General features: G+C 60.4%; 19 protein-coding genes and 1 pseudogene. 17 read left to right on the forward strand and 3 right to left on the reverse strand.

Annotation, left to right across the window (positions count from 1 at the left end; all coding sequences use genetic code 11):
* Positions 1–120: 120 nt before the first annotated feature.
* From KUF73_RS31740 to selO, 5 genes and pseudogenes are all read left to right on the forward strand, one after another.
* Positions 121–876, forward strand: a pseudogene (locus tag KUF73_RS31740) (MCP four helix bundle domain-containing protein); the annotation flags it as partial.
* Complete coding sequence (locus tag KUF73_RS31745; protein ID WP_371135493.1) at positions 868–1,731, forward strand: methyl-accepting chemotaxis protein; 864 nt, start codon at positions 868–870, stop codon at positions 1,729–1,731. The pseudogene KUF73_RS31740 and the gene KUF73_RS31745, both read left to right, overlap by 9 nt.
* Positions 1,732–1,920: 189 nt before the next feature.
* Positions 1,921–3,663, forward strand: coding sequence for a potassium/proton antiporter (locus KUF73_RS15635; RefSeq protein WP_218438969.1), 1,743 nt, complete (start codon positions 1,921–1,923; stop codon positions 3,661–3,663).
* Between the two features lie 35 nt (positions 3,664–3,698).
* Positions 3,699–7,049, forward strand: coding sequence for a mechanosensitive channel MscK (gene mscK, locus KUF73_RS15640; RefSeq protein ID WP_218438970.1), 3,351 nt, complete (start codon positions 3,699–3,701; stop codon positions 7,047–7,049).
* 48 nt (positions 7,050–7,097) lie between these two features.
* Complete coding sequence (gene selO, locus KUF73_RS15645; protein WP_218438971.1) at positions 7,098–8,561, forward strand: protein adenylyltransferase SelO; 1,464 nt, start codon at positions 7,098–7,100, stop codon at positions 8,559–8,561.
* 5 nt (positions 8,562–8,566) lie between these two features.
* Here the strand turns inward: selO and KUF73_RS15650 are convergent, their stop codons facing one another.
* A complete protein-coding gene (locus tag KUF73_RS15650; protein ID WP_218438972.1) occupies positions 8,567–8,968 on the reverse strand; it encodes a type II toxin-antitoxin system HigA family antitoxin in 402 nt (133 codons plus the stop codon).
* The gene (locus tag KUF73_RS15655) at positions 8,965–9,261 is read right to left on the reverse strand and encodes a type II toxin-antitoxin system HigB family toxin (protein ID WP_218438973.1); all 297 of its coding nucleotides are present in this window, start codon (positions 9,259–9,261) and stop codon (positions 8,965–8,967) included. The genes KUF73_RS15650 and KUF73_RS15655 overlap by 4 nt, the downstream gene beginning before the upstream one ends.
* Positions 9,262–9,456: 195 nt before the next feature.
* On the opposite strand from KUF73_RS15655, the gene trxC reads away from it, so the two are divergent.
* Positions 9,457–9,891 carry a thioredoxin TrxC gene (gene trxC, locus KUF73_RS15660; protein ID WP_218438974.1) on the forward strand — a complete coding sequence of 145 codons (435 nt, stop codon included), beginning with the start codon at positions 9,457–9,459 and terminating at the stop codon, positions 9,889–9,891.
* Between the two features lie 128 nt (positions 9,892–10,019).
* On the opposite strand, the gene KUF73_RS15665 is transcribed toward trxC, so the two are convergent.
* Positions 10,020–10,790 (reverse strand): ParA family protein, encoded by a 771-nt coding sequence (locus KUF73_RS15665; RefSeq protein ID WP_218438975.1) that lies wholly within the window; start codon positions 10,788–10,790, stop codon positions 10,020–10,022.
* Positions 10,791–11,144: 354 nt separating this feature from the next.
* Between KUF73_RS15665 and KUF73_RS15670 the strand changes: the two genes are divergently transcribed.
* The 11 genes from KUF73_RS15670 (at position 11,145) to KUF73_RS15720 (ending at position 19,865) form a co-directional block, all read left to right on the forward strand.
* Positions 11,145–11,870: a beta-ketoacyl synthase chain length factor gene (locus KUF73_RS15670; protein WP_218438976.1), complete on the forward strand. Its 726-nt coding sequence runs from the start codon at positions 11,145–11,147 to the stop codon at positions 11,868–11,870.
* Positions 11,846–12,658 (forward strand): 1-acyl-sn-glycerol-3-phosphate acyltransferase, encoded by an 813-nt coding sequence (locus tag KUF73_RS15675; RefSeq protein WP_218438977.1) that lies wholly within the window; start codon positions 11,846–11,848, stop codon positions 12,656–12,658. Before KUF73_RS15670 ends, KUF73_RS15675 begins: the two co-directional genes overlap by 25 nt.
* Positions 12,636–12,911: a phosphopantetheine-binding protein gene (locus KUF73_RS15680; protein WP_218438978.1), complete on the forward strand. Its 276-nt coding sequence runs from the start codon at positions 12,636–12,638 to the stop codon at positions 12,909–12,911. The genes KUF73_RS15675 and KUF73_RS15680 overlap by 23 nt, the downstream gene beginning before the upstream one ends.
* Positions 12,912–12,920: 9 nt before the next feature.
* Positions 12,921–13,175 carry an acyl carrier protein gene (locus KUF73_RS15685; protein WP_007992314.1) on the forward strand — a complete coding sequence of 85 codons (255 nt, stop codon included), beginning with the start codon at positions 12,921–12,923 and terminating at the stop codon, positions 13,173–13,175.
* Entirely contained in the window at positions 13,172–13,717 is a 546-nt protein-coding gene (locus tag KUF73_RS15690) for a hypothetical protein (protein WP_218438979.1), read from the forward strand. The genes KUF73_RS15685 and KUF73_RS15690 overlap by 4 nt, the downstream gene beginning before the upstream one ends.
* The gene (locus KUF73_RS15695) at positions 13,714–15,396 is read left to right on the forward strand and encodes an acyl-CoA synthetase family protein (RefSeq protein ID WP_218438980.1); all 1,683 of its coding nucleotides are present in this window, start codon (positions 13,714–13,716) and stop codon (positions 15,394–15,396) included. The genes KUF73_RS15690 and KUF73_RS15695 overlap by 4 nt, the downstream gene beginning before the upstream one ends.
* Before the next feature lie 146 nt (positions 15,397–15,542).
* Entirely contained in the window at positions 15,543–16,277 is a 735-nt protein-coding gene (locus KUF73_RS15700; RefSeq protein ID WP_218438981.1) for a glycosyltransferase family 2 protein, read from the forward strand.
* Entirely contained in the window at positions 16,274–17,221 is a 948-nt protein-coding gene (locus KUF73_RS15705; RefSeq protein WP_218438982.1) for a glycosyl transferase, read from the forward strand. Before KUF73_RS15700 ends, KUF73_RS15705 begins: the two co-directional genes overlap by 4 nt.
* On the forward strand, positions 17,202–18,746 hold the full coding sequence (gene hutH / locus KUF73_RS15710; RefSeq protein WP_218438983.1) for a histidine ammonia-lyase: 1,545 nt from the start codon (positions 17,202–17,204) through the stop codon (positions 18,744–18,746). The genes KUF73_RS15705 and hutH overlap by 20 nt, the downstream gene beginning before the upstream one ends.
* Positions 18,739–19,164 (forward strand): thioesterase family protein, encoded by a 426-nt coding sequence (locus KUF73_RS15715; protein WP_218438984.1) that lies wholly within the window; start codon positions 18,739–18,741, stop codon positions 19,162–19,164. The genes hutH and KUF73_RS15715 overlap by 8 nt, the downstream gene beginning before the upstream one ends.
* Positions 19,161–19,865 (forward strand): outer membrane lipoprotein carrier protein LolA, encoded by a 705-nt coding sequence (locus KUF73_RS15720; RefSeq protein WP_218438985.1) that lies wholly within the window; start codon positions 19,161–19,163, stop codon positions 19,863–19,865. Before KUF73_RS15715 ends, KUF73_RS15720 begins: the two co-directional genes overlap by 4 nt.
* Positions 19,866–19,868: the final 3 nt, after the last annotated feature.

Below are 19,868 nucleotides of genomic sequence, written 5' to 3' on the forward strand. Positions count from 1 at the left end.
TAATGGTCGGACGGCGGTAAAGCTCAAGACTTCAGTCGCATGACCGATAAGTCATCCATACAGCAGTTTAAGCCCCGCACGGATGCGCTCTTTTCGGTAAACGCCATGTCCCTTCGTAATATGAATATCGCGCCGCGTGCGTTCCTCAGCTTTGCCCTGATCGGCGGTCTGATGATGGTTCTAGGGGTGTTTGCCTTGAACCAGATGAGCAAAATCCGCGGCGCTGCCGAGGACATCACTACCAACAGCGTTCCGAGCATCAAAAGCCTCGACGAGTTCACCCAACTCACCTTGCGCCTGCGGGTGCTGTCTTATCGCCTGCTGGTTAATCGCGAGCCTGACATTCAGCAGAAAACCATGGAGCTGCTGGAGATGCGCAACCAGCAGATTCACGCCGCCCAAGCGACTTACGAAAAGCTGATTGCCAGCCCCCAGGAGCGTGCGACTTACGATCAGTACGTGCAGTTGCTGGGGCAATACCGGCAGATCGAAGACCGGATGAAGACCCTGTCGCGCAACAATCAGGTCGATGAACTGCGCAACCTGCTCAATGCCGATTTGCTGAGCAACTCCGAAGCGGTCAACGCGGTATTGAACAAGCTGCTGGAGATCAACACCCAACAGACCCTCGACACCAACAAGCAGGCCGCCGATCAGTACGATTCGGCGTTCAATCTGGTGATCATCCTGCTGATGGCCGCCACCGCACTGACTCTGTTGTTCGCCTGGCTACTGACCAACAGCATCACCAAACCGATTGCCAATGCACTGGACGCCGCCGAACAAATCGCCGAAGGCAACCTGACTCGCCCGATCACGGTCGACGGTGAAGACGAGGCTGGCCGCCTGTTGCTGGCGATGTCGAAGATGCAGGACAAACTGCGTGACACCCTGCAACGCATTTCCGGCTCGGCGACCCAATTGGCGTCCGCCGCCGAAGAACTCAATAGCGTCACCGACGAAAGCGCCCGAGGCCTGACTCAACAGAACAACGAAATCGAACAAGCCGCCACCGCCGTCAACGAGATGACCAGCGCCGTGGAAGAGGTCGCGCGCAACGCCGTCAGCACATCCGAAGCCTCGAAGAACGCCACGACCTCCGCCGGTGATGGTCGCGATCTAGTGCAGGAAACCGTCAGCGCCATCGAGCGCATGAGCGCTGATGTGCAAAGCACCGCCACGCTGATTGGCGATCTGGCCAACGAGTCCCGGGACATTGGCAAGGTGCTGGACGTGATTCGCGGCCTGGCTGACCAGACCAACCTGCTGGCCCTGAACGCCGCGATCGAGGCCGCTCGCGCCGGTGAGGCGGGTCGTGGTTTCGCGGTGGTGGCAGATGAAGTGCGTGCGCTGGCGCACCGTACCCAGCAGTCGACCAGCGAAATCGAACGCATGATCGGCAGCATCCAGAGCGGCACCGAACACGCAGTGGATTCGATGCGCAACAGCACCGAGCGCGCCGAATCGACTCTGAATATCGCCCGTGGCGCCGGCCTGTCGCTGGACACCATCAACAGCGCCATCGTCGAAATCAACGAGCGCAACCTGGTGATCGCCAGCGCTGCCGAAGAGCAGGCCCAAGTGGCCCGCGAAGTGGACCGCAACCTGGTGAACATCCGCGACCTGTCGGTGCAATCGGCCACCGGCGCCAACCAGACCAGCGCAGCCAGCAGTGAGCTGTCGCGGCTGGCGGTGGATCTGAACTCGATGGTTGGGCGCTTTAGCCTGTAATCCGTTAAAGCAAAAGATCGCAGCCTGCGGCAGCTCCTACATAGAACAATGCAGGAGCTGCCGCAGGCTGCGATCTTTTGATCTTCAAAAAGCTTTTTGACAGCATCACATTTCAACAGGTTAGAATCGCTGGCACGCAGACTGCATGGTCAGTTTGTGCCCGCCTTTCAGCTTTCTGGAGTACTGCCTTTGAATGCGACGACCATCAACAGCCTGTTCTTGATCGGCGCGTTGCTGGTAGGTGCGAGCATTCTGGTGAGTTCACTGTCGTCTCGTCTCGGCATCCCGATTCTGGTGATCATCCTGGCCGTGGGCATGTCGGCCGGTGTCGATGGCGGCGGCATTATCTTCGACAACTACCCAACGGCTTATCTGGTCGGCAATCTGGCATTGGCCGTGATCCTGCTCGATGGCGGCTTGCGCACGCGGGTCTCAAGTTTCCGCGTGGCGTTATGGCCGGCGCTGTCGCTGGCCACCGTCGGAGTGTTGATTACCACCGGGCTGACCGGCATGGCCGCCGCCTGGCTGTTCGACCTAAACCTGATTCAAGGCCTGCTGATCGGTGCCATTGTCGGCTCGACCGACGCCGCGGCAGTGTTCTCGCTGCTGGGTGGTAAAGGCCTGAACGAGCGGGTAACCGCCAGCCTGGAGATCGAATCCGGCAGTAACGACCCAATGGCGGTGTTCCTCACCGTGACCCTGATCGACATGCTCGCCAGCGGCCAGACCGGCCTGCACTGGAGCCTGTTGACTCACCTGCTGCGCGAATTCGGCATCGGCGGCGTGATCGGCCTCGGTGGCGGCTGGCTCATGCTGCAACTGGTCAACCGCATCAATCTGGCCACCGGCCTCTATCCAATTCTGGTCATCGCCGGCGGTCTGTTGGTGTTTGCCCTGACCAACGCCCTGCACGGAAGCGGCTTCCTCGCGGTGTACCTGTGCGGCCTGGTGATCGGCAACCGCCCGGTGCGCAGCCGCCACGGCATCCTGCACATGCTCGACGGCATGGCCTGGCTGGCGCAGATCGGCATGTTCCTGGTGTTGGGCCTGTTGGTCACGCCCCACGATTTGCTGCCGATTGCGCTACCGGCTCTGGGCCTGGCGCTGTGGATGATTCTGTTTGCCCGGCCGCTGTCGGTGGTGGTTGGCCTGTTGCCGTTCAAGGCGTTCCACGGGCGCGAAAAGGCCTTCATTTCCTGGGTCGGCCTGCGCGGCGCGGTCCCGATCATTCTGGCGGTGTTCCCGTTGATGGCCGGCCTGCCCAACGCCCAGCTCTATTTCAACCTGGCGTTCTTTATCGTGCTGGTGTCGCTGCTGGTGCAGGGCACAAGCCTGCCGTGGGTGGCGAAGCTTTTGAAAGTGACTGTCCCGCCAGAGCCTGCGCCGATCTCCCGCTCCGCCCTGGAAGTGCACGTCACCAGCGAGTGGGAGCTATTCGTTTATCGCCTCGGTGCCGAGAAATGGTGCATCGGCTCGCCCCTTCGTGAACTGAAAATGCCCGAAGGGACCCGTATCGCTGCCCTGTTTCGTGGCCAGCAACTGCTCCATCCGTCGGGTAGTACGGTGCTCGAAGTCGACGATTTACTCTGTGTAATCGGGCATGAACACAACCTTGCGGCCCTCGGAAAACTCTTCAGCCAGGCCCCGCAACGTGGCCTCGATTTGCGCTTCTTCGGCGACTTCGTACTCGAAGGAGACGCCCAGTTGGCTGCGGTTGCTGCCCTGTACGGGTTGAAAGTCGAAGGTATAGATCCGGACATGTCCCTGGGCCGCTTCATTGCCCATAAAGTGGGCGGTGCGCCAGTAGTCGGTGACCAGGTGGAATGGAACAACACCATCTGGACCGTCGCGGTCATGGACGGGAACAAGATCGGCAAAGTGGGCGTCAGATTCCCCGAAGGAAGTCGCCCGGGTCCCGGCTTGTTCCTCTAAACTCCATTCTTCGTCTCGCTTTTTAATCGGTCTCTATGTCAAGCCTGCGCACCTTTTTTGTCATGGTCCTGTTGGGCCTGAGCCTCTCTGTCGGCACGTTGCAAGCCGCCGAACCGCCCACCCGTGAATCCGTGCAGGCGAGCCTGGACAAGATCGCCGACCGTAAATTGCCGGAGGCCGATCAAAAGGCCCTGCAATCGGTCCTGCAAAATACGCTGACCCAGCTCAACAACCGGCGTGATTACGAGCAGAAGCTCAGCGATCTCAAGCAGCAAATCGCTACCGCGCCCAAGCAGACCATTGAGAACCAGCGAGAGCTGGCTCGCCTCAAGGCCAGCAACGTGGTGCCGGTGGCGCAGCGCTTTACCAAAGAGTCGATTCAACAGCTTGAGCAGTTGCTGACCGAGCGCGCGACCCAGCAAAGTGATCTGCAAAAGGCGCTGGGCGATGCCAACAGCCTGATCATTACTGCACAGACTCGCCCCGAGCGCGCGCAGGCGGAAATTTCTGCCAGCCAGACGCGCATCCAGCAGATCAACAACATCCTCAAGGCTGGCAAGGACAGCGGCAAAACCTTGAGCGCCGAACAGCGCGACCAGCTCAGCACCGAGCTTGCGGCACTGAATGCGCTGATCCCGCTGCGCCGTCAGGAACTGGCCGGAAACAACCAACTGCAAGACCTGGGCAACAGCCAGCATGACTTGCTGTCGGAACGATCCGACCGCCTGGATCAAGAGATCCAGGAGCTGCAAAACCTGATCAACCAAAAGCGCCTGGCCCAATCCCAGGAAACAGTGACGCAGCAGTCCATCGAAGCGCAGAAGGCCGGCAGCAGCAGCCTGTTGGCCACCGAAAGTGCGGCCAACCTGAAGCTCTCCGACTACCTGCTCAAAAGCACTGACCGCCTCAACGTCGTCACTCAGCAAAACCTGCAAACCAAACAGCAGCTGGACAGTGTGACCCAGAGCGATTCGGCTCTCGACGAACAAATCAACGTGCTCAAGGGCAGCCTGCTGCTCTCGAAAATCCTCTACAAACAGAAACTGGCCCTGCCGCGCCTCAAGGTCGACCGTGATTTGGCCGACCAGATCGCCGACATTCGCCTGTATCAATTCGAAGTCAGCCAGCAACGTGAGCTGCTCAGTAATCCGACCACTTATGTCGACAACTTGCTCTCGACCCAACCGCCGGAGCAAGTCACCCCGCAACTGCGTAAAAACCTGCTGGAGCTGGCGACCACGCGCGCTGACCTTCTGGAGCGGCTGAACCGCGAATTGAGCGCCGTGCTTAACGAATCCATCACCCTCCAGTTGAATCAAAAGCAACTGCTCAGCACCGCGCAAAGCCTGCGGGCGACGCTCGATGAACAGATGTTCTGGATTCCCAGCAACAAACCGCTGGACCTGGAATGGATCCGCGCCGTGCCAGAGCGCCTGCAACGCCAGGTCACCACACTGCCGTGGGCGTCGAGCCTGAGCGAACTGACCGATGGCCTGACCCAGCGGCCGCTGCTGTTCCTGCCGTTGGCGCTGGTGATCGGTGCCTTGCTGTGGCGGCGCAAGCACCTGTATGCCCGACTGAACAAGGTTCACCAGGACATCGGCCACTTCAAGCGCGACAGCCAGTTGCACACGCCTCAGGCGATCTTGATCAATATCCTGCTGGCGATGCCGGTCGCCCTGGGCCTGGCCTTGTGTGGCCTGGCCCTGCAAATCGACGCCCGCGGGCAGAACGCCAACATGGGTGCGGCGTTGCTGCAAATGGCCCAGGCCTGGTTGGTGTTTTACACCGCGTACCGGGTCTTGGCACCCGGTGGCGTGGCCGAGTTGCATTTCCGTTGGGAAAAACCCCAGGTCGAATTCCTTCGCGGCTGGGTTCGCCGGCTCGGCATGGTGGTCATGGCACTCGTCGCCGTGGTGGCCGTTGCCGAACTGCAACCGGCGACGCTGGCCGACGACGTGCTCGGCATGCCGGTGGTGCTCACCTGCTACGCCTTGATGACCTGGCTGCTCAGCCGCCTGCTGATCAGCAGCCCGACCCACGAACACGCGTCACTGTTCCGCAAAACCGTGGCCATTCTGTTCACCGCCCTGCCGATCGCCTTGTTCGTGGCGGTGTGCTTCGGCTACTACTACACCGCGCTGAAACTCAGCGATCGGTTGATCAACACGCTTTATTTGTTGATGTTCTGGCTGGTGATCGAAGCCACCTTCGTGCGCGGTCTCAGCGTGGCAGCACGACGCCTGGCCTATCAACGTGCGCTGGCCAAACGGCAGGCAGCGAAAGAAGCTGGCGATGGCGAAGCGGTGATCGAAGAGCCGGCCCTGGACATCGAGAAGGTCAACGAACAATCCCTGCGCCTGATCCGCCTGGCATTGCTCGGCGGCTTCATGGCCGCGTTGTATTGGGCTTGGGCCGACCTGATCACCGTGTTTTCGTACCTGGACAACGTCACCCTCTACGAATACACCAGCGGCACCGGCGCCAACATGAGCATGGTGCCGATCAGCATCGGCGACATGCTCGGCGCGCTGATCATCATCGGCATCACCTTCGCCCTGGCGCGCAACCTGCCCGGCCTATTGGAAGTGTTCGTCCTGTCCAAGCTGAATCTGGCCCAGGGCAGTGCGTACGCGACGACCACGTTGCTGTCCTACGTGATCGCCGGCGTCGGTTTTGTCTCGACCCTGTCGACACTCGGCGTGAGCTGGGACAAGTTGCAGTGGCTGGTGGCGGCGCTGTCGGTCGGCCTCGGTTTCGGCATGCAGGAAATCTTCGCCAACTTCATCTCCGGCATCATGATCCTGTTCGAACGCCCGGTGCGGATCGGCGACACCATCACCATCGGCAACCTGTCGGGCACCGTGAGCAAGATCCGCATTCGCGCCACGACCATTACCGACTTCGATCGCAAGGACATCATTGTCCCGAACAAGACGTTCATTACCGGGCAACTGATCAACTGGTCGCTGACCGACACCATCACCCGGGTGACCCTCAAGCTCGGCGTGGATTACGGCTCCGACCTGGACCTGGTAAAGGAACTGCTGTTGAAAGCCGCGCGCGACAACCCGCGCGTGCTGAAAGACCCGGAACCCCACGTGTACTTCCTGAACTTCGGCGAAAGCACCCTCGACCACGAGTTGCGCATGCATGTGCGTGATCTGGGCGACCGCAACCCGGTGCTCGATGAGGTCAACCGCTTCATCAACCGCGAGTTCAAGAAACAGCACATCAACATCTCGTTCCGGCAGATGGAGGTCTACCTCAAGAACATGCAAGGCCAGGAATACAAAATGGTGCCCATCGAACCGGAAAACAAAACCATCGTACCGCCGGTGGATGGCAAACCGGCGCAAGAGCCACCGGCCGCCAAGCTCGACTAACCGGACATTCCCCAGCAGAATGCTCGGACATTCTGCTGGAGACGGCCCTTGAAAGCCCTCGACGAACTGACCTTCGATAATCGCTTCGACCGCCTGGGCGATGCGTTTTCCGCCCATGTGCTGCCCGAGCCCATCGACAATCCGCGACTGGTGGTCGCCAGCCCCGCCGCCATGGCGCTGCTGGACCTCGACCCGGCCGTGGCCGACACCCCGGAGTTTGCCGAGTTGTTCAGCGGCCACAAGCTCTGGGCCGACGCGATCCCGAGGGCGATGGTCTATTCCGGCCACCAGTTCGGTTCCTACAACCCGCAGCTGGGTGACGGTCGCGGCTTGTTGCTGGGCGAGGTGTACAACGAGGCCGGCGAGCATTGGGACCTGCACCTCAAGGGTGCCGGCCAAACACCTTTCTCGCGCATGGGTGACGGACGAGCGGTGCTGCGCTCGTCGATCCGCGAGTTCCTCGCTTCAGAAGCCCTGCATGCCCTGAAAATCCCGACCACTCGGGCGCTGTGTGTGATCGGCTCCGATACGCCAGTCTGGCGCGAAAAACAGGAACGCGCAGCCATGGTCCTGCGCCTGGCACCGAGCCATGTGCGTTTCGGGCATTTTGAATATTTCTATTACACCAAACGTCCCGAGATGCAGAAGGAGCTGGGCGAGCATGTGCTGGCCATGCATTTTCCCGAGTGCCTGGAACAGCCAGAACCCTATCTGGCCATGTTCCGCGAAATCGTCGAGCGCAACGCCGAACTGATCGCCAAGTGGCAGGCCTATGGCTTCTGCCATGGCGTCATGAACACCGACAACATGTCGATCCTCGGCATCACCTTCGACTTCGGCCCGTTCGCCTTCCTCGACGACTTCGACGCCAATTTCATCTGCAATCACTCCGACGATCAAGGACGCTACTCCTTCAGCAACCAGGTGCCGATCGGCCAGTGGAACCTCAGTGCGCTGGCTCAGGCCCTGACACCGTTCATCAGCGTCGAGGCACTGCGCGAAACCCTTGGCTTGTACCTCCCGCTGTTCCAGGCCCATTACCTCGACCTGATGCGCCGCCGCCTCGGCTTCACTACCGCCGAAGACGATGACCAGAAGTTGTTGGAACACCTGCTGCAGCTGATGCAAAACAGCGGCGTCGATTACACGCTGTTTTTCCGCCGATTGGGCGACCAGGCACCAGAACTGGCAATCGCCCGCTTGCGCGACGACTTCGTCGACATCAAGGGTTTCGACGCCTGGGGCGAGCTTTACCTCGCCCGGGTCGCCCGTGAAGGCGAGGTTGATCAGCAACAGCGTCGCGCCCGGATGCACGCGGTCAATCCGCTGTACATCCTGCGCAACTACCTGGCGCAAAAGGCTATCGACGCGGCAGAGAGCGGCGACTATTCAGAGGTTCGGCGACTGCATGCTGTGTTGAGCAAGCCGTTCGAAGAACAGCCTGGAATGGAAAGCTACGCCGAGCGGCCGCCAGAGTGGGGCAAGCATCTTGAGATCAGTTGTTCGTCGTGAGGCGGTCAGATAAAGGTTTCCACCGACACACCAAAGCGCTCAGCCAGCCAGCGGATCTGCCGCAGGTTGAGCTGGCGCTTGCCGCTTAATATCTCGGATACCACTGACTGAGGGCCGACGCCCGGCAGATCGCTCTGGGTCAGGCCGTGTTCGCGCATCATGTAACCAAGGACATCGGCACCGCTGGCCTCGGGCATGGGACGATGTTTATGATCCCATTCCTCGATCCAGTCACCGATGATATCTACAAGACTCATCAAGGGATGCGATTCGTCGTCACCGGTTATCTCGAGCAATTCGTCGAGCGCCAGGACAAGCCTGTCGTAGTCATCTTCGTTTTTTGGTTTGCGCAGCAATGGCGAGACAAATTCCCAATGCTCAGCGGCCTGCTTGATAAGTACACTCATTCCTTTCCCTCCTTCCATTTTTCCCGATCATATTCGCGATGATCCAATACGTATTTGATGTACAGCTTCTGACCCCGATACCGTACATATGCAATCAAGCGCAGCTTGTTTCCTCCGATATCGAACACATGAAACTCACCGACCTTGTCGGTCGCAGAAAACAGCGATTTCATCGCGGCAAAATCACAAGGGCTATTTCGCCTGACTAGTCGATACCAGTGATCAAGTGCAGTCGCCGCATTGGGCCATTTCGCTTTTGAATCCCAAATCCTTTTTTCCGAGAACACACGCATGCAACATCCTTATCGCATTCTGCTATGGGGAGTTAATCACAGATCAAAAATATCGCAAGTTGCGATAATCATGGGTGGACCAACGGTCGCGCTCATTACGACCCAGCCTAGTTTGATCGCAGCACGCTGCACGATTGAAAACATGAGCAAACGTCTCCAAATAGGATCAATCGGACTCTTCACAGGACCCCCCTTATGACCGACCCACTCCTCATCCCTTGCCCCCACTGCAATGGCCTCAATCGCATCCCCGCCGAACGCCTCAACGATCACCCCAAATGCGGTCGCTGCAAGGCTGAAGTTCTGCTGAACAAACCCTTTGAATTGAAGCAAGGCGACTACGCCAGCCAGATCAAGGGCGATCTGCCGTTGCTGGTAGACGTCTGGGCGGACTGGTGTGGGCCGTGCAAGTCGTTTGCGCCGGTGTTCGAGCAGGCGGCGGGGCAATTGGCGGGCAAGTGTCGACTGGCCAAGCTGGACAGCGAGGCGAACCAGCAGTTGTCGGCGCAGTTGGGGATTCGCTCGATTCCGAGCCTGATCCTGCTCAAGAACGGCCGGGAAGTCGCACGCCAGAGCGGGGCCTTTTCGTTACCGCAGTTGATGAGCTGGCTGGCCAGCCAAGGGATTTGAAAACACCCCGATCATTGTGGGAGCGAGCTTGCTCGCGATAGCGGTGGATCAGTCAACAAAGATGTTGAATGTGAAGCCCTCATCGCGAGCAAGCTCGCTCCCACAGTGGTTCTGTGCAGTCAGTAGACTCAGGTGTTTTCCAGCAAGTTATGCAGCTCGACAAACTGCTGCGTCAGCTTGTGCCGCGGATCGAGATGGATCAACGGTGTGTTCGCCTGGTGTGACTCGCGCATACGCACCGAGCTGGCCAGGTAAACGGGCAACACCGGCAGGCCTTCAGCGATCAGCTCGTCGAGGATTTGCTGCGGCAGGCTGGCGCGGGCCTGGAATTGGTTGACTACGATGCCTTCGACTTCGAGGCCTTCGTTGTGGTCGTCCTTCAATTCTTCTATTTCCGCCAGCAGGCCGTAGAGCGCCTGACGCGAGAAACTGTCGCAATCAAAGGGGATCAGCACGCGATCGGCGGCAATCAGCGCAGAAACCGCATAGAAATTCAGTGCGGGCGGTGTATCGAGATAAATCCGGTCGTAATCCTCATCAAGCTCTTCGAGCAACTTACGCAGCTTGTTGATCTTGTGCTTGGCCTCAAGCTTGGGCTGCAAGTCCGCCAGTTCGGCGGTGGCGGTGATGACGTGGAGGTTGTCGAACGGGGTTTCGTAGATGTCGACCTGGTTTTTCTTGGAGAACGGCCCGGAAGACAGGGTCTGCTTGAAGAAATCGGCAATCCCCATCGGGATGTCATTGCCGGTGAGTCCCGTCAGGTACTGAGTGGAGTTGGCCTGGGCATCGAGATCCACCAACAGGGTGCGATAACCCTCGCTGGCACTGACCGCCGCCAGATTGCAGGCAATACTGGATTTGCCCACGCCACCTTTCTGATTGAACACCACGCGCCGCATGTCAAAACCTCCGTGTATCAAAGAATGACCGAGTGTAGTGGTCCTCGACGTTGCTTAGCTACCTCGCAGAGACAGGGACTACACAGTCATAGGCAATCTCTCGCGGAAAATGCCGCAATAGGGTGGCTGGCTCGACGACAGAGCCGACAGACGGGCCGTTGGCGATGTGAATAATTGTCAAACGTTCAGTTTTCGCGAACTAACCGGTACATCTTACTGAGCAAAATGTAACCAGTATTTGCTACACGTTCGCCGCACCGCGATAATGCGCGCCACTCGGCGCAATGCGCCACGCGGGTGTGTCGTGGCCTTCAACCACTCACCGCGTCAAGGAAGCCCGCAAGGGCGGGATGAATGTCTGTGATCAACTTCAACATCGCCCAGTGGCGCGCATGGGCCCCAGGGCTCGAAAGCGTGGACGACTGGCAGGCCTGGAGCCGGCAGCCGGTCGTGCTCCCGGGCAGCGATGACGCACCCGACGTGTCATTTCTGCCGGCCATGCAGCGCCGGCGACTGAGCCGTCTGGCACGGATGGCGTTCAGCGTCGGCTGGCCATTGGCCGAGGGTCGTCAGGATCTACCGTTGGTCTTTATTTCCCGTCACGGCGAAACCCCGCGCACGTTCGACATTCTCAGCGATCTGGCCGTCGATCAGCCGCTGTCACCGACCCAGTTCAGCCTGTCGGTGCACAACGCGATCATCGGGTTGTGGTCGATCATGCGCGGGGAAACCAGCGAAATGACGGCCCTCGCCGCTGCGGGCGATGGCCTGGAACACGGGATGCTGGAAGCCGCGTCGCTACTGAATGAAGGCGCGCCCGCCGTACTGCTGGTGATCACCGAAGAACAACCGCCCGAGGCCTACTCGACCTGGATCGACGATGTACCGTTTCCCTATGCCGTCGGCCTGTTGATTACCCCCGGTCGTGACTGGCAGTTGTCCCTGAACAGCCCCACGGATGCGTTGTCCAAATCCCGCTGGCCCCATGCGCTGAATCTGTTGCGCGCGATGCTTGGCCAGCAAACCACCTGCCAACATGCCTGGAAAAATCGTGTATGGACCTGGCAACGCAACCCGTGACCGAAAAAAACCGCGACGCCTACTACTGGCGCCTGCTGGCCACCGCCGCGAGCTTCGCCCTGTTCGGGCTAGGCGGGCTGTGCCTGCGGCTGGTGATTTTCCCGCTGCTCGGCTGCCTGCCGGGCGACGCCCAGACTCACCGCCTGCGCGCACGGCAGACGGTCAGTCGCTGCTTCTGGTTTTTCGTGCGCTTCATGGCGCGCGCCGGGGTGCTGACCTACGACATTCAAGGTGCGGAAAAACTGGGCCGGCCGGGGCAGATGATCATCGCCAATCACCCGTCGCTGATCGACGTGGTGTTCCTGATCGGCCTCGTGCGCCATGCCAACTGCGTGGTCAAGCAAAGCCTGTGGGAAAACCCCTTCACCCGTGGCCCGCTGCGCAGCACTGAATACATCAGCAATGATGGCAGCATGGACATGCTCGATGCCGCCGCCGATGCGCTGAAAGACGGCCAGACCCTGATCATCTTCCCCGAAGGCACCCGCACCCAACCGGGCCAGGCGCCGGCCTTTCATCGGGGTGGGGCGGCAATTGCCCTGCGAGGTGCGAAAATCCTCACCCCGGTCGTCATCAAGGTCAGCCCCACCACATTGACCAAGGCCGAACCCTGGTATCGCATTCCGAATCGGCGCGTGCACTTCAGTTTCCGCGTCGGGGCCGATATAGACCCACAGGCCTTCGCCGCGCTCGGCCCAGCCCCTCAGGCCTCGCGCAAGCTCAACGATTATCTGCATTCTTACTTTATTAAGGAGCTCGCCGAAGATGAGCGATCTGAACACCAATAGCCTGTTGCTGGAAATCAAAGACCTGATCATCGAAGCCCTGGGCCTCGAAGACATCAGTGCCCAGGACATCGACGACCATCAGACGTTGTTCGGCGAAGGCCTGGGACTGGACTCGGTAGACGCCCTGGAACTCGGTCTGGCGATCCAGAAAAAGTACGGCATCAAAATCGATGCCGATGCCAAAGACACGCGTAATCACTTCAGCAACGTGGCGAGCCTTGCGGCGTTCGTCACTGCAAAACAGGCAGCTTGAGACCGGACCATGCAAACTCGTGACGACATTTTCAACACCCTGCGCGATGCCTTGGTCGAGCTGTTCGAACTGGATCCCGAGCGTGTGAGCCTCGAATCCAACCTGTATCAGGACCTGGAAATCGACAGCATTGACGCGGTCGACCTGATCGATCACATCAAACGCCAGACCGGCAAGAAAATCGCCGCCGAAGAATTCAAATCGGTGCGTACCGTCAGCGACGTGGTCGAGGCGGTCTACCGTCTGGTTCAACCGGCCGCATGAGTCGATTGATTGGCCTCGGCCTGCTGTTGGCGGGCCTGCTGTACCCCTTCGCGGTGTATTTCGGCATGGAGCACTTTGCGCCGTGGCAGTTTGGCTTGCTGTTGGGCAGCCTGTGGCTGGCGCGAGCACTGACCGGCGAGCGCAAGCCCGGCAGCCTGTGGATGGCCAGTGTGGCAATGGTGTTCTGCCTGTTGCTGGCGGTGTTCGACAGCACATTGTTGTTGCGCTGGTATCCGGTGCTTATCAGCGGCTTCATGCTGGTGCTGTTCGGCCTGAGCCTGAAATGGGGTCCGCCAATGGTTGAACGCCTGGCGCGGCTACGGGAATCGCAGTTACCGCCCGAGGCGATCCGCTACACCCGTCAGGTCACCGTGGCCTGGAGCGTGTTTTTTTTCTGCAACGGTTTGTGCGCCGCCCTTTTGACCCTGTGGGCGCCGCTGAATTGGTGGATGTTGTACACAGGCCTGATCTCCTACGGATTGATCGGCCTGATGTTTGCCATTGAATGGCTCATACGACAACGGGTACGAGGCCGCCCATGAATTGGATAAAACTTGAGCACCTGTTGCTCAAGGCTGAAGCGCAGCGTGCCATCACGGCCGCCCCCCTGCTCAATCACGCACACCTGTGCGAACAGGCCTTGAGCCTGGCCGCCGGCCTGCAAACCCAAGGCGTGCAGCGCATCGCCGTGCACCTTGAAGATGCCGCCGACCTGGCGATTGCCCTGCTCGGTGCCTGGCGCGCCGGGGTCAGCGTGTTGCTGCCGGCCGATCTGCAAGCCGGGACACGCGAACGCTGGTCGAGCGAAGTTGATCTGTGGCTGACGGATCACCCCGATGACGCCCACCTCAACGTCTATCGCGATCCGCCGCTCAGCGCCGAGGCGCTGGACCTCGATCATTGTTCGCTGAGCCTGTGCACGTCCGGCTCCAGCGGCGAACCCAAGCGCATCGAAAAAACCCTGCGCCAGCTGGCCAATGAAGTCGAAGCCCTTGAACAACTGTGGGGGGCCGACCTGGGCCCGGCGTGTATCATCGGCAGCGTCGCCACCCAACATATCTACGGCCTGCTGTTTCGGGTGCTGTGGCCGTTGTGCGCCGGGCGCTCGTTTGTGCGCAAGCAACTGGCCTTCCCCGAAGACTTGCAGCGCGCCAGCCGCGAGCATCCGGCTTTTGCATGGGTCGCCAGCCCGGCGCTGCTCAAGCGCATGGGCGATAACCTCGACTGGCAGGCCCTGAGTGCGGTGCGGCGGGTGTTTTCTTCCGGTGGGGCACTGCCGGCCGACGCCGCGCAGAGCCTGCATCAACGCCTTCAGCAATGGCCGACGGAAATCTTCGGCAGCTCGGAAACCGGCGGCATTGCCTGGCGTCAGGGGCATGATCTCTGGCAGCCCTTTGCCGATGTCACGCTGAGCCAGGACGCTGACGGCGCGCTGCTCATCAACTCGCCATACTTGCCGCCAGGCCATATCGAACACACCGCCGATGCGGCACGAATCGCTGCCGATGGTCGTTTTGAACTGCTAGGGCGGCTGGACCGCATCGTCAAACTGGAAGAAAAGCGTATCTCGCTGCCGATGCTGGAAAAGGCATTGACGGACCACGACTGGGTCGCCGAAGCGCGGCTTGGCGTGGTCCAGGAAAACCGTGCATCACTGGGTGCGCTGCTGGTGTTGAGCGAATCAGGTTTGCACGCCTTGCGTAATCAAGGCCGACGCACCCTCACTCAAGCGTTGCGCCAACACCTGAGCCAGCATTGCGAGGCGCTGGCACTGCCACGCCGCTGGCGCATGCTGCGACAGTTGCCGCTGAATGCTCAAGGCAAACTGCCCCAGGCCGATGTCGAAGCCCTGTTGTCAGCGCCGCGCCCCAAATGCCCGGAAGTGTTGCAGCAGCTCGAAACTGACGGTGAATGGAGCCTGCAATTGGCTGTACCGCCGGACCTGGCTTACTTCAGCGGCCACTTCCCGACCGCGCCCGTCTTGCCCGGCGTGGTGCAGGTAGAGTGGGCACTGAGCCTGGGTCAGCAACTGATGAACTTGCCAGAAAAATTCGCCGGCATGGAAGTGCTGAAATTCCAGCAACTGGTGCGTCCTGGGGATGAAGTCCAATTGCACCTGCGCTTTGACCCGGTACGCAGCAAGCTGTATTTCGCCTACCGCAATGAAACGGCTACCTGCTCCAGTGGGCGGATATTGCTGGAGCCTGCCGGTTATGCATAAAGCAGGCTTAATGTGGCGATGGAGCTTGCTCCCGCTGGGCTGCGAAGCTGCCCCAAAACCTCCGTGCTCGGGCTTCATGGCGAGTGCTTCGCACTCGAACGGGAGCAAGCTCCCTCGCCACAAGGGTTTTGCGGAGGCTTCAGAACATGCATAACCCCTGCGCAATCATCCCGGTCTACAACCATGAAACCGCGATCACCACGGTGGTCGACGCCCTGCTCGGCAGTCATCTGCCGTGCATTCTGGTGGACGACGGCAGCAGCCCTTCCTGCGCCCAAGTGCTGGATGAACTGGCCAAACGCGACAACGTTTACCTGATCCGCCTCGCCGCCAACCAGGGCAAGGGTGGCGCCGTAATGACCGGCTTGCGTGAAGCTTCGCGCCTGGGCTTCAGCCACGCCTTGCAAGTGGACGCCGACGGCCAGCACGATTTGCAAGACGTCGAACGATTTATCGAACGCTCCCGAGCCCATCCTGATTCGGTGATTTGCGGTTATCCGCAATACGACGCCAGCGTCCCAAAAGGCCGCCTCTATGCACGCTACCTGACCCACGTCATGGTCTGGATCAACACCTTGTCGTTACAGATCCGCGATTCCATGTGCGGCTTCCGGGTCTATCCGTTACCACCGGCCCTGGCACTGATCGACACCGCCAAAATAGGCAAACGGATGGATTTCGACTCGGACATTCTGGTGCGTCTGGCTTGGCGCAATCAGCCAATGCAATGGCTGCAAACCAAAGTCCATTACCCGCTGGATGGCGTTTCGCATTTCCGCATGTTCCACGACAACGTACTGATTTCGAGCATGCACACCCGGCTGTTTTTCGGCATGTTGTTGCGCTCCCCCGTGATCCTCTGGCGTCGGTGGCGAGCATGAGCAGCAACGCTGATAAAGAGCACTGGGCCGACCGCGAGGAGCGCGGCAGTTTCTGGCTGATGAAACTCACCGCGTTCGGTGCCAAGGTACTGGGTCGCCGACTGCTGAGCCCCGTGCTGTATGGCATCGTCTTGTACTTTTTCCTGTTCGGCCGCACCGCCCGTCACAGCGCCTGGCAATACCAGCAACGCCTCGCCGACTGGAGCGGCCGCGCCGAATTGCGCCCGACCCATTGGCGAGTGTTTGGCCAGTTCATGGCCTTCGCCGATTCCATGCTCGACAAACTCGACGTGTGGAACGGCAAGCTGAGCATCGATCAGATCGAAATCATCGACCCGGCGCTGCTGCGCAATCAGTTGCGCGGCACGCGTGGGCAAATGCTGGTGGGTGCGCATTTGGGCAACCTCGAAGTCTGCCGCGCGCTGGCGGAGATCGGCGAAAAGGTCACGATGAACGTGCTGGTGCACACCAAGCACGCCGAGCAGTTCAATCGCTTGCTGGGCGAAGCCGGGGCGACCAATCTGCGCCTGATTCAGGTCAGCGAGCTCGACCCGCTGATCATGTTGCAACTGAGCGAACGCTTGGAGCGCGGTGAGTGGCTGGCGATTGCCGGCGACCGCGTACCACTGCATGGCGGGCGCAGCGTGACCGTGGACTTCCTCGGCCACCCGGCAAAATTCCCGCAAGGGCCGTGGCTGCTCGCCGGCTTGCTGAAATGCCCGATCAACCTGCTGCTGTGCCTGAAAAAGCCCGACGGTGATTATCGGCTGACCATCGAACCGTTCGCCGACGCAATCACCTGGAAGCGCAGCGACCGCGAGCAGGTCATTCATCAGTGCGCCTCCCGTTATGCCGGGCGCCTGAGTCACTATTGCCTCGAAGCGCCTCAACAATGGTTCAACTTTTACCCTTTCTGGAAGACCGATGACGACGCCAACGCTTGAGCCGGTAACCTTCGGCGAACTCCCTTTGCGCATCGAAGACGTGCTGGCCCTGGCCAACCGTCAGGCGCCGACGCGGTTGCAGAACGACGCCGCGTATCGCGAACGCATTGCCAAGGGCGCGCGATTCCTCGATTCCCTGCTGGACAAGGAAGGCGTGATCTACGGCGTGACCACCGGTTACGGCGACTCCTGCGTGGTCGCGGTGCCGCTGCACCATGTCGAAGCATTGCCGCGTCATCTGTACACCTTTCACGGCTGCGGGCTGGGCAAACTGCTCGACGCCCAGGCGACCCGCGCGGTGCTGGCGGCGCGTTTGCAGTCGCTGTGCCACGGCGTCTCCGGTGTGCGCGTGGAACTGCTGGAACGCCTGCAAGCGTTCCTCGAACACGACATCCTGCCGCTGATCCCTGAAGAGGGCTCGGTGGGCGCCAGCGGTGATTTGACGCCGCTGTCCTACGTCGCCGCGACCCTGTCCGGCGAGCGCGAAGTGATGTTCCGTGGCGAACGCCGCCAAGCCGCCGATGTGCACCGTGAACTGAACTGGCAGCCACTGGTGCTACGCCCGAAAGAAGCCTTGGCGTTGATGAACGGCACCGCCGTGATGACCGGTCTTGCCTGCCTGGCTTACGCCCGCGCCGACTACCTGCTGCAACTGGCCACGCGCATCACCGCGCTGAACGTGGTCGCCCTGCAAGGCAATCCGGAGCACTTCGACGAACGCCTGTTCGCCGCCAAACCGCATCCGGGGCAGATGCAAGTCGCCGCGTGGCTGCGCAAGGACCTGGCGATCGACGCCCCGACCGCGCCGCTGCATCGCCTGCAAGACCGCTATTCCCTGCGTTGCGCGCCCCACGTGCTCGGCGTACTGGCAGACAGCCTGAACTGGCTGCGTTCGTTCATCGAGATCGAACTCAACAGTGCCAATGACAACCCGATCATCGACGCCGAAGCCGAACGCGTGCTGCACGGCGGGCACTTCTATGGCGGCCACATCGCGTTCGCCATGGACAGCCTGAAAAACCTCGTGGCCAACGTCGCCGACCTGCTGGATCGCCAACTGGCGCTGCTGGTGGACGAACGCTACAACCACGGTTTACCGAGCAACCTGTCCGGTGCCAGCGCCGAGCGCGCCATGCTCAATCACGGTTTCAAAGCGGTGCAGATCGGCACCAGTGCCTGGACCGCCGAAGCGCTGAAAAACACCATGCCGGCCAGCGTGTTCTCGCGCTCCACCGAATGCCATAACCAGGACAAAGTCAGCATGGGCACCATCGCCGCCCGCGATGCGATTCGTGTGCTGGAGCTGACCGAGCAGGTCGCCGCCGCCACGCTGTTGGCCGCCAATCAAGGCGTGTGGCTGCGCAGCAAGGCTGAAGACGCGCGGCCATTGCCACCGGCGCTGGCCGCCATGCACGAAGCGTTGGCCAAGGATTTCCCGCCGGTCATCGAAGACCGCGCACTGGAAGGCGAATTGCGCCTGTGCCTGCAACGTATCGCCGAACAACACTGGAGGCTGCATGCGTAGCAAGGGAGTGCTTCACGCCGATACGGAAATCCTCGTGCCGTTCTTTGACGTCGACAGCATGAACGTGGTCTGGCACGGCCACTACGTCAAATACCTGGAAGTCGCCCGCTGCGCGCTGCTGGACAAGATCGGCCACAACTACAGCGCCATGTCCAAGTCGGGCTACGCGTGGCCGGTGATCGACTTGCAACTGCGTTATGTGCGCGGCGCGGTGTTTGGCCAGAAGCTCAACGTGCGAGCCAATCTGGTGGAGTGGGAGAATCGATTGAAGATCAACTACCTCATCAGCGACCTGGAAACCGGCGAACGCCTGACCCGTGCCGTTTCCGTGCAAGTCGCCGTCGACATGAGCAATCGCGAAATGCTGCTGGCCTCGCCGAAGGTATTCACCGACGCCGTAGAGAGGGCCCTGCCATGAACTTCTGCCACCCCCGCTCCCCTGTAGGAGCGAGCTCGCTCGCGATGGTCGTCAACGATGACGCTAGGCACCTGACACTCCGCAGCGCCCTCAGGTTTATCGCGAGCAAGCTCGCTTCTACAGTGTTCTGTCTGTTACTGGGCCTGCCAGGGCTGGCTCACGCGTTCGATCTGCAACAGCTCAGCGATCAACTGGCCAAACCCGAGGTGATTCACGGCAACTTCATCCAGGAAAAACACTTGCGTGCCCTGCCTCAACCGCTGACCAGCAAAGGCACGTTCGTCCTCGCGAAAAACCACGGTTTGTTGTGGCTGCTGAAAACGCCGCTGCAACAGGATTACCGCATCAACGACAAAGGCATTGCCCGGCGTGACGCCAGCGGCTGGCAGATGTTGCCGGGCAAGAGTGCCGGTGCCGAGCAAAACCGTTTGTTCCTCGCCGTACTGCAAGGCGACAGCAGCGGGCTACAACGTGATTTCGAACTGTCGCTGAGCGGCGACGCACAGGGCTGGCAGCTGACGCTGGTGCCGCGCTCGATGTTGCTCAAGCAGGTGTTCAATCAGATCAACATCACCGGTGGCGAACTGGTGCATAGTATCGAGCTGCTGGAAACCCAGGGCGACAGCACCCTGTTGCGCATGCAGGACAGCACCAGCGCCCAACCGTTGAGCGACGCGGAGCAACACGACTTTGCCGAGTGAACG

It is taken from the genome of Pseudomonas sp. PD9R, assembly GCF_019200975.1.
Taxonomy (GTDB): Bacteria; Pseudomonadota; Gammaproteobacteria; order Pseudomonadales; family Pseudomonadaceae; genus Aquipseudomonas.